Annotated in this window: 2 protein-coding genes; one reads left to right on the plus strand and one right to left on the minus strand. The window is 34.4% G+C overall.

The genetic code is table 11. The features are described 5' to 3' along the window. Positions 1 to 815: glutamate synthase-related protein (locus VKY41_RS09770; protein WP_500814265.1), on the minus strand; the 815-nt coding region annotated here is incomplete at its 3' end. Positions 816 to 1,835: 1,020 nt separating this feature from the next. On the opposite strand from VKY41_RS09770, the gene VKY41_RS09775 reads away from it, so the two are divergent. After that, on the plus strand, positions 1,836 to 2,045 hold a 210-nt coding region (locus VKY41_RS09775), incomplete at its 3' end, for a hypothetical protein (protein ID WP_500814266.1).

Genomic DNA, 2,045 nt, shown 5'->3' on the forward strand with positions numbered 1-2,045 from the left:
TGAGGCTTAATGTGTCTGATTTTAGCAATTTCTTCAGAGTTTTTTTCTGCAGGTAAAATCCCACCATGTCCTGGTTTCGCACCTTGAGAGATTTTAAGCTCAATCATTTTAACGTTAGGGTGTTTTGCTTTTTCTGCAAAAAGTTCTGGATTGAATTTTCCATCTTCGGTTCGACAACCAAAATACCCTGTTCCAATTTGCCAGATTAAATCACCTCCATGTTTTAAATGATAGTGGCTCAATCCACCCTCTCCTGTATTGTGAGCAAAATTTCCAATCTTAGCTCCAGCATTTAAAGCCTCTACCGCATTCGCACTAAGCGCCCCAAAACTCATAGCCGAGATATTTAATATACTTGCTGAATATGGCTGCTTACAGTCTTTATTCCCTATCATTATACGCGGGTCATTATCGAGAGTATCAAAAGCTTTGGGCGCTATAGAATGACAAATCCATTCGTAACCCTCTGCATAAAGATCCAACTGAGTCCCAAAAGGAATAGTATCCCTCACGCCTTTAGCCCTTTGATATACAGTAGATCGATCTACTCTATTAAACGGACGACCATCGATATCAGATTCGATAAAGTACTGATATAGTTTTGGACGAAGTTCTTCTAACACATAACGAAGTCTTCCAAACACAGGGTAATTCCGCATAACAGTGTGCCTAGTTTGCAAAACATCATAATAACCTAAAACTGTTAAACCTAAAACAATTGCAAAAACAACATACCAATTTGCACTTAAGAAAAAGGCTAATGCAAATGTTACAATGAGTGAAATAGTTGAAATTATAAAAAATTGAGTGCGCATAATCAGATTTTATTGCATAAAAAACTAGAAACCAAGGAGTAAAACCGCTTCTTTAAAAACTTAAGTTGCTAATATTCAATTTACTACAAAACAGAAGTTGTTGTAAGCAAATTACTATTTATTTCTCAACATTCAAATAAGCAAAGGTAGTATAGGTAAATCATTTTTCAAGCATTAATCATGAATTAATTAACGACACAAAACTTAAACATAGACGCTATTAATTAGGGTAGCAAAACCACCATCTTGAAATTAACTATTCGCTATTTTACTTCACAGATAGGCAACTGTCGAATCAACCTCATAGATAGCCCATAGATAGCCCATGGATAGCCCATAGTAAGTCCGGAGTAAGTCCGGAGTAAGTCCGGGTCAGTTCTAGATTCGATTAGTTATTAACAACCTATTTTTAAAATGCTTTTCTTCAAAAACCAAGTTGAATACAAACCCAATAGACTGCTGATATAACCTCTGCTAATATACAATATTTCAAACCTTATGTCAAGCGATAGAAGCCGTTTTTATAAAAAGCTTCACTGTTGTCCAATTAAAATATTACAAAACCCAATTTTATTAAGACACACCACGTCATTACACCCAGTACTGTTGAGTGAAAAGATAAAAGGAATGCTTAATCAAATTTACTTAATTATCAATATTAAAGGATGGGTCTAGTACCTTACGTATATTAACGACGTAGTTTTAAATCTTAGTCGTGTCCGACTAATAAAGCATTTTGCTTCTATTGCTTTAAATAGTGATTCTAATGGCGAAAGTGACAGGTACTGAGCGAAGCCGAAGTATTTTCTCAAACAATACTGAATTAACAATCATAACAATTCAACAACACATCTAACCTCCATCCTCATACCTGAATCTAACCCACTAAACTCAACAAGCGCATAAATCATATCCGCAAAAAAAAGAAACCAACAAAAAGAATGTTTACACTTATTAACATTTATTAACAAAATATCATTATATTGCATTGATTTATAAACTAACTAAATTTAATTAATCATGAAAAGAAATACATTCTTCATCTTTTTAATGATTGGCTTTAGCGCATTTACTTTGAGTGCGCAAATGAATCAAGAACTACGGTTTGACGCCACTAGTTCACAGAGCCAATCTGAATTATCTTCTGACGCTAATGTCGTCACGACAACCTCTAACATGGCAGGACCTGCAATTATTGATCGTATTGCTGATCATAATAGTGGATTAATT

Origin of the sequence: Xanthomarina sp. (assembly GCF_035306605.1) — a bacterium.
Classification (GTDB): domain Bacteria; phylum Bacteroidota; class Bacteroidia; order Flavobacteriales; family Flavobacteriaceae; genus Xanthomarina.